The following is a 255-nucleotide window of genomic DNA, read 5'->3' on the forward strand; positions in this document are numbered from 1 at the left end:
ATGAAGGCGAATTATAATAACCTAAACATACGAAATTCGACAAGCATATGTACTTGTCGAATTTTTTTGTATGCTCATTTAATACCCAAACAAAACATAAAAACCAGATAATACCACTAACAGAATTATATTATCAAAATTGCCGAAAAACATTGGGAATTTTGCTGAATTTTCTTTATAATGATAAGAAAACAGGTCTTTCTGCCTATGGATATGAATTAGCCCCTAAATTAATGTAATAGTATAGTAAAAAAA

The sequence above is a fragment of the Bacillus sp. JJ1521 genome (assembly GCF_036965165.1).
Lineage (GTDB): Bacteria > Bacillota > Bacilli > Bacillales > Bacillaceae_L > Ferdinandcohnia.